The following is a 7,167-nucleotide window of genomic DNA, read 5'->3' as shown; positions in this document are numbered from 1 at the left end:
CCCGGATTATTCATAAAATGTTTTTTCACATTTCATTAAAGGGATTGATCCCCTCTGCCTGTCGGCATCTCCCCTTGTTAAGGGGAGAATTCGCCACAAGCATTTTTTATCTTTCATTTTTTCTACCCCCTTCGATAAGGGGGTCGCCGCCAAGCGGCGGGGGGATCTTATCTTTAAGTTTGTGAATAATTAGGGTTAAATGAATTGTATTGCCTCTAATCCCATGAATCGAGGTTTAGACTTTTTCTTTGTTTTCTTTTAGATTTCATCAAGGGTTACCATGAATCTTCTGCACCTTGTCACACAAGAGATACTGCATCGAAAAGCAACGTTCCTGCTGGGGCTGTCTGCCGTTGCAGTGGCATCAGGTGTGCTGGTCGCGGAGATGACCCTCCTCCGTGCGCACGATCTCCAGACACGACGTATACTGGCCGAAAAGGAGGCTCGAATCGCCGGGGATATGCGCCGCATGGAGGATGAGTACCGGAAGATCATGAAAGAGCTGGGATACAACCTCCTGATTCTCCCTAAAGGGCAAAAGCTCGATAACTTCTATGATGCGGGATACGCTTCGAAAACAATGCCCGAGGCATATGTAAAACGCCTCGCCGACTCGAACATGATCACTATCCGGCACCTCCTTCCCAGCCTGGAACAGAAAATCCGCTGGCCGGAACAGGGCGGCCGCACTATTGTCCTCATGGGAATACGCGGCGAGATGCCTTATCTTCATCGCGAAGAAACGGAGCCGATGCTTCTGCCGGTCTCCCACGGGGAGATTGTGCTCGGTTTCGAGCTCTGGAACAGTCTTGGCATTTCAGCAGGCGACAATCTCTTTTTGAAGGGGAAGCGGTTCACCGTCTCCGAGTGTAATCCCCAGCGCGGCACGAAGGATGATATCACCGCCTGGATAGACCTGGGAACCGCCCAGCAGATGCTCGGCAAACCCGGCCTTATCAACGCCATGCTCGCACTGAAATGTCAGTGCGCCGGCAACGACATCGCCACGGTACGGGCCGATGTTTCGCGGATTCTTCCCGATGTGCAGGTGATCGAACTGGAAAACAACGTTGTCGTCCGCGCCAAAGCCCGTGACCGGGCGAAGGCCACCGCCGATTCGACCCTTTCCGCTGAAAGGAGCTACCGCGCCGCATTGCGAATCCAGCATGAGCGGTTCGCGGCTTGGCTGGCGCCGCTGATTATCCTTGGCGCCGCGGCATTGATCGGCCTTTTGATGCTCGCCAATGTTCGCGAACGGCGTGAGGAGATCGGCATTCTGCGGGCAATAGGGTACACCTCGCGCCAGATCGTGACCGTTTTTCTCTCGAAAGCAATCATACTCGGGCTGGCGGGTGCAGTCATCGGATTCATGTGCGGTTTTTTTATTGGCGCCGTATCAGGCGAGGCGGCGAATCCCGCAACACTTGCGGCCTTGTTCGACCCCGGGCTTTTTCTCCTTACCCTACTCGCTTCTCCGCTTCTTGCCGCGATTGCAAGCTGGGCGCCCTCATTCATGGCCGCCTACGAGGATCCGGCCAACATTCTGGGGAGGGAATGAACGGTGGCCTCTCCTCTTGTTGAACTTCTGGGGATAAGCAAGTATTACAGGACTGAACGGGGCGTCGTGAGCGCTCTTTCGGACATTACGAACACCACGGCCAGGGGTGAATTCGTAGCTGTGCAGGGCCCCAGTGGCTGCGGCAAAACGACCCTGCTTCTGGCGGCCGGCGGCCTTCTTGCTCCCGATAAAGGCAGTGTAACGATCGACGGTGTCAACCCCTATGCTCTTTCCCCCGATGAGCGGGCGCGTTTCCGCGCCGGCGCTATCGGATTCGTATTTCAGCAGTTTCATCTCGTACCTTATCTCACGGTACGCGACAATATTCTTGCTCCGAGCGTTGCTCTCCCCCGTAACAATGCTTCCCGCAGGGCGGATGAATTGATCGGGCTGTTCAATCTTTCCGAACGAGCTGGCCATCATCCCGGAGAGCTCAGCACCGGCGAACGTCAGCGAGTCGCCCTGGCGCGGGCGCTTCTCAACGAACCCCGCCTCCTGCTCGCCGATGAGCCCACCGGCAACCTTGACAACGATAACGCCAAAGTAGTCCTGGATACTTTTTCTGCATTTGCGGAGGCCGGAGGAACGGTGCTGATAGTTACCCACGATACTGCCATCGCAGGCGCCGCGCATCGGGTGATTCAGCTCTTTGAAGGCAGGATGGTATAATCAGAATTTTACTATTCCTCACCGCATAACCGTGTAGAGGTTCGGCTGGTTAATATTGAACCAGGAATGTTGAACGTCATTAATAGATACCCGGTTCACGATGAAGTGCACGCCGTTCTCATCGTAACCCCAGCCGCCCTGGTGCATGAAGTAGAGTTTGCCGTTCCGTCCCTTGCCGAGCAGGAGCGCTGTATGGCCGGGACTGGAGACGACAGTGATGACCGGCTCGATGGCCGTCACTTTTGCCATCTTTTCCTCGACACTCAGTTTCGTGTCCACCGGGATGTGATTCTCCGAGGCCAGGGTTATGGCACGGCCGGTTTCGATGCCAGCGCACCGGAACACCACGCGCAGGGTCCCGACGCAGTCCCGTTTGTTGTCCTGGCCGTGCCAGCCGTAGGGGGTGTTCAGGAGCTTGAACATCTGGGTGAGAACAGTCCGCTTCGTGTAGGGCAAAAGACCGACATGGACATCGGCGTCGAGACGGACATACCCGCTGGTTATCTGAAGAGAGCCGTCCGGTCCGCGGTATGGCATCTTAAGCAGATAGCCTTTAGCATCCTTTTTCACCAGAGGCATGGTCTCGGAGAGGAATAAATACCGGGCAAAGCTGCGGAATCCGGGGTCGCCGTAGACAGGCACCTGATCTCCCGCAGCCATGATAAAATTGCGGTTTTCCGCCAGTTTGCGCACTGCGGCGCGGTCGGCGATGGCAATATCCCCTGCAGGCACCCACCCCCTTGCCAGGGGAGTCTCCACAAACAGGAAATCGCCATCGGCGGATTCGTGGAGGACAGCAGCCGGGTATCCGATATTGAGGTCGGTGACCTGGAAACGGTCCAGCATAACCTTGGCATCGGAGTAGGCCGGTACTGCGGTAGGATATTGCCGCACATTGCTGTGGTTTACTACAAGGCCGAAACGCCGCGTGATGGTTTTAGGAACTGCGGCGATATTCATTTTCACGGCCAGCCCGTCCTTCATGCGATCAGAATATATGACAAGGCGGTTGTCGTAGAATTCCCTGGAGCCGTAAAGCGGGCTCGGGGTATAGAGCTCGCTGCGGTTATGTTCCAGAAGTATCCGGAGGCTGTCGCCAGGCATCGTCGAGGAGAGTTCCAGAGGCAGGATGGGATTGGTGAGCGGGCCTTCAAAGTTTTCATTGTCTTTTACCTTTTTGCTCCGGATTTTCTCATTGAACCGGGAAATCTCCTCCGGGGTCATGATGACCGTATCGGCGTCGGGCTGGATCGCGATCCAATATTCGGCGAAGAGCATTTCCGGCTCCACACCGGGGAGTGCATCAGGGGCATGACGGGGCGGTTTTGCCTCCTGTCCGAAAGAAGTGGAAACGAAAATAAAAAAAGAAAGCACCGAAGCCCATACAGTGTGCCTGTGGTTCATGTTCAAAGAATCCTCCGTCAGCGTTTTTTCTGAGAGATGCCGAAACGGTTTCATCGTTCCCGCAAAGCGGCAACGAGTTCGGCATGACACGGTCACTTCGACAAGCTCAGTGCTCGGTCAGCGGACTCTGAGCCTGTCGAAGAGTCCGCTACACCCTGAACTTGTTTCAGGGTCTAAAAATGAATAAGACTTTTTTTTCACAATCCTTTCTTACTTAGAGAGTTAGAAATCGTGTATATTACTTATTCTTCATCTCGCTGTGCGGCTTTCTGTGATTATACACCCGAATCCTCGGTTCCACAAGCACTTTTGGCTCCTAAAAAACAATTTACTCGAAATGCGCGTTCACCGGCGGCAGGGTGCTGAAGTATTTCGGATTGTCCCGGACATGTGAAAAAGGTGAATCTAAAATACAAAAGAAGCGTAAATAAGTAAGTCCTGTTCGGCATCTCCCGCGATGTCACCGAACGCAAGCGGGCTGAATCGGAACGAGAACGCCTGATTGCCGAACTGCAGAAAGCGCTCGACGAGATAAAGACTTTGAAAGGATATATTCCTATTTGTTCTTATTGCAAGAAGATACGGGATGACAAAGGATATTGGGAACAACTTGAAAAGTATATCAGCGAACATACCGAAGCACTATTTTCTCATGGTATCTGTAAGGACGAATAATGGCCGGTTGCTGCAACGATAAAGCCTGCGAGATCGAGGCGCTTCGTAATCGCCAAAGCTCTACGCTCAAGATAGTGCTGGGTATTAATGCTGTTATGTTCGCTGTTGAACTCACAGCGGGACTGATCTCAGGTTCCATTTCTCTTTTGGCCGATTCCCTCGACATGCTTGGCGATGCCCTGGTTTACAGCTTCAGTATTTACGTGGTCGCCCGCGGCGCGAGACTGAAAGCCGTTGCAGCCCTGTTCAAGAGCGGTATTATGGCGGTATTCGGTCTTTTCGTTCTCGGGCAGGCGGGTTACAAGATTTTCTTTCCGCATGTTCCGGTTTTCGAGACAATCGGCGCGGTTGGCTTGCTCGCGCTTGCTGCGAACAGTTTATGTTTAGGTCTACTCTGGCGGCATCGATCCGACGATATCAACATGAGCTCGGTCTGGTTATGTTCCCGTAACGATATTTTTGCGAATACCTCGGTACTATTTGCCGCTTTTGGAGTATGGTTCACCCGATCCGGCTGGCCTGACATCATAGTCGGGCTTGCAATTGCGGCTCTTTTTCTGCGTTCAGCGCTTACCGTGCTGCGCAGGGCTGCTAAAGAGCTTCGAGTAGCCGATGCCTGAAGCAACAATTCCTCCATACATCATAAATCAATAAGGGGACCCCGCTATGAAACGTGTTATCGTCGCTGCATCACTCCTGCTTTTGTTCTTCGCGCCTGGCGCCAGGCCGGCTGACAATACAGCCTGGTACAACGCATCGTTCGGGAGCCAGGATGTTGCGTACCGCGGCGAGGCGTCCGCCCTTTTCAGGGTCAAAGTGACACTTGTCAATACCCTCGATATGCCGAGGAAGGAATGCCCGGTAGCGATTCCGCGTGTCAGGATGCCCCTGCCGGATCATTATCCGGAATGGATCACGGTGATAGATCCCGACCTTCCGCCACAAAAGGGCGAGGTAAACGGCTCGTACCTGTTATCCCAGTTAGACGACCTTGACAAGGACGGCATCTGGGACGAGCTCTTTTTCATGGTGGATATGGAGCCGAAGGAAAAGAAAACTGTGTACATCTATATTGGCCGCAACATGATAGATCAGTCGAGACACTATACTCACGCTGAAATCGGCATGTACGGCAAGCATGTCATGCCGTGGTGGGAAACGGAGCATATCGGCTGGAAACTCTGGTATCCGGACAGCGCAGACATGTACGGCAAACGAGAGGCGAAACTCACTGCGAACATCATGCTTACCAACCATTACGGCCACGATACCCCGTACTCGGTCGGCGCCGATATCATGTGGGTGCGGAAAACGTTCGGGGCGGGCGGAATGTGCCTGTTTGAATTCCCGTCTGTTCCCGATTCACTTTCGCGTCCCCGGTTCAGCCCGTACGCGGGAAAGGGGCCTTTCAGCGACACCCGGTATGCATACGATGTGGTCCTCAACGGTCCCGTGAGGAGCATGATTCGCGCGCATACGATGAACTGGAGAACAGGAAAAGGAACCTACGAGCTTGAACAGTATTATACATCCTATCGGAACAAAAATTATTACACCTGTGCTGTCCGTTTTCTTTCCTTCCTGCCGGATTCGCTGGGTGTGCAGTTCGGATGCGGCATCCAAAGGGTGAGCAATGAGCGGTTGTTCTACCAGAACGGCGGAACGGTCGTTTCGGGGACGAACGATCTCAGCGCCTATCTGACTCCGAATCCGGGCGATCCAGGTCTCAAGTCGGGAGTCGAACCGTTCCTGGGGCTTGCCCTGGTGGTAAAGGATACGTACAAACCGCAGTTTTTCCTTTCAAAGAGCATGGGAGAAAACTACACGTTCCGGATGCCGCTGACCGGGGACCTTACATACGAGTTTCTCTGCGCGGGCGGCTGGAGCGAGGGGGCGGTTTTGTCGAGCGCAAAGGAATTCAAGGAGTATATTGTCAAAGCAGCGCAGGAATACAACAACCCGGTGATCGTCGAACCGCTTGCGGCGGAACAGAAGAAATGAGATTTGCGAGGAATCAAACCATCTTACGAAAAGGTGGATACTTTACTGGTGCCCCCAGCAGGACTTGAACCTGCGGCCTGCGGTTTAGGAAACAGGGTATATTATGTATTTCAGATTCTTCTCATCTCGTTGTATAACTTATAATTGCATCATGGCTGCCGCATTTTCATTGTTCCGTTTTAATGTCACAGAGTGATACGAAAGTCACGGATTATTACCAATTTTGGCAAGAATTGGCAAGGTAACATCTTCTTTATTATCATAAGGAGATATCACATGAATGAGCAACTGAGTAATTTCATGCAAGAACTTGAACGTATGCAACGACGCGCAAAGCTTCAAGAAATGTTTCGTAATATGGGTCTTTTGCCTCCGTCGATTGATGAGAGGAAAAAGCTCTTTTTTGTTGCTCAGGACGCTGGCCTTATTCCTTCTGTTCGTTCCGATAATCCTTTTCGATTCGACCAATGGGAACGATTGAGAAGAGAGCTTTTCATCCGTTGAAAAGATAAAATAATCAGGGCGGGCGGCCGTTTATAAGATACCACTTCCCTTCCAGCGTAAATACATCGCCCGCGGCTGGAGCCGCCCGCCGCCGTCCGGGTCTCGCCGCGGGACTTTGCGGTTTTGGGCTTTGCCCTTTGTATTTTATCTTTGAAGCCCCGTCCGGCTTATGCGGATTCCATGCTGCCCCGGCGCGCCGCCGTTGGCGGTAGGGACGTTCGGCAAGCTCTCGCCCCGGCGCGCCCGCCTATGCGTCCTTGCCCGGTTGGCCGGGCGTGCGTTCCGCTTTGTTGCTCCGCGCCGTCTCCGCGCTTGGGCGCGTTTCCGGTCTGCGGCCCGTAGGCGTGCCTTGCCCC

Annotated in this window: 7 protein-coding genes; 5 read left to right on the top strand and 2 right to left on the bottom strand. The window is 53.5% G+C overall.

Features of this window, described 5'->3' with window-relative positions; genetic code table 11:
• Positions 1-280 precede the first annotated feature (280 nt).
• A complete protein-coding gene (locus tag Q8O92_07500) occupies positions 281-1,558 on the top strand; it encodes an FtsX-like permease family protein (GenBank protein ID MDP2983157.1) in 1,278 nt (425 codons plus the stop codon).
• 3 nt (positions 1,559-1,561) lie between these two features.
• On the top strand, positions 1,562-2,227 hold the full coding sequence (locus Q8O92_07495; protein ID MDP2983156.1) for an ABC transporter ATP-binding protein: 666 nt from the start codon (positions 1,562-1,564) through the stop codon (positions 2,225-2,227).
• Between the two features lie 18 nt (positions 2,228-2,245).
• Here the strand turns inward: Q8O92_07495 and Q8O92_07490 are convergent, their stop codons facing one another.
• Complete coding sequence (locus tag Q8O92_07490) at positions 2,246-3,631, bottom strand: SH3 domain-containing protein (GenBank protein MDP2983155.1); 1,386 nt, start codon at positions 3,629-3,631, stop codon at positions 2,246-2,248.
• A gap of 674 nt (positions 3,632-4,305) precedes the next feature.
• Between Q8O92_07490 and Q8O92_07485 the strand changes: the two genes are divergently transcribed.
• The 3 genes from Q8O92_07485 to Q8O92_07475 all read left to right on the top strand — a co-directional run bounded on the left by Q8O92_07485 (position 4,306) and on the right by Q8O92_07475 (position 6,811).
• A complete protein-coding gene (locus tag Q8O92_07485) occupies positions 4,306-4,926 on the top strand; it encodes a cation transporter (protein ID MDP2983154.1) in 621 nt (206 codons plus the stop codon).
• Positions 4,927-4,972: 46 nt separating this feature from the next.
• Complete coding sequence (locus Q8O92_07480) at positions 4,973-6,307, top strand: DUF4861 family protein (protein ID MDP2983153.1); 1,335 nt, start codon at positions 4,973-4,975, stop codon at positions 6,305-6,307.
• 276 nt (positions 6,308-6,583) lie between these two features.
• Positions 6,584-6,811: a hypothetical protein gene (locus tag Q8O92_07475; protein ID MDP2983152.1), complete on the top strand. Its 228-nt coding sequence runs from the start codon at positions 6,584-6,586 to the stop codon at positions 6,809-6,811.
• Between the two features lie 144 nt (positions 6,812-6,955).
• On the opposite strand, the gene Q8O92_07470 is transcribed toward Q8O92_07475, so the two are convergent.
• Positions 6,956-7,167, bottom strand: a 212-nt coding sequence (locus Q8O92_07470) for a hypothetical protein (protein MDP2983151.1), incomplete at its 5' end; no start/stop codon positions are given.

The sequence above is a fragment of the Candidatus Latescibacter sp. genome (assembly GCA_030692375.1).
Lineage (GTDB): Bacteria > Latescibacterota > Latescibacteria > Latescibacterales > Latescibacteraceae > JAUYCD01.
The sequence above is the reverse complement of the archived record's forward strand: the minus strand, read 5'-3'. Positions and strand labels throughout refer to the sequence as shown.

What these genes read in the sequence shown, in the direction of transcription:
- Q8O92_07500 (MDP2983157.1), top strand. Translation starts at nt 281, where the DNA reads ATGAATCTTCTGCACCTTGTCACACAAGAGATACTGCATCGAAAAGCA.
- Q8O92_07490 (MDP2983155.1), bottom strand. Translation starts at nt 3,631, where the DNA reads ATGAACCACAGGCACACTGTATGGGCTTCGGTGCTTTCTTTTTTTATT.
- Q8O92_07485 (MDP2983154.1), top strand. Translation starts at nt 4,306, where the DNA reads ATGGCCGGTTGCTGCAACGATAAAGCCTGCGAGATCGAGGCGCTTCGT.
- Q8O92_07480 (MDP2983153.1), top strand. Translation starts at nt 4,973, where the DNA reads ATGAAACGTGTTATCGTCGCTGCATCACTCCTGCTTTTGTTCTTCGCG.
- Q8O92_07475 (MDP2983152.1), top strand. Translation starts at nt 6,584, where the DNA reads ATGAATGAGCAACTGAGTAATTTCATGCAAGAACTTGAACGTATGCAA.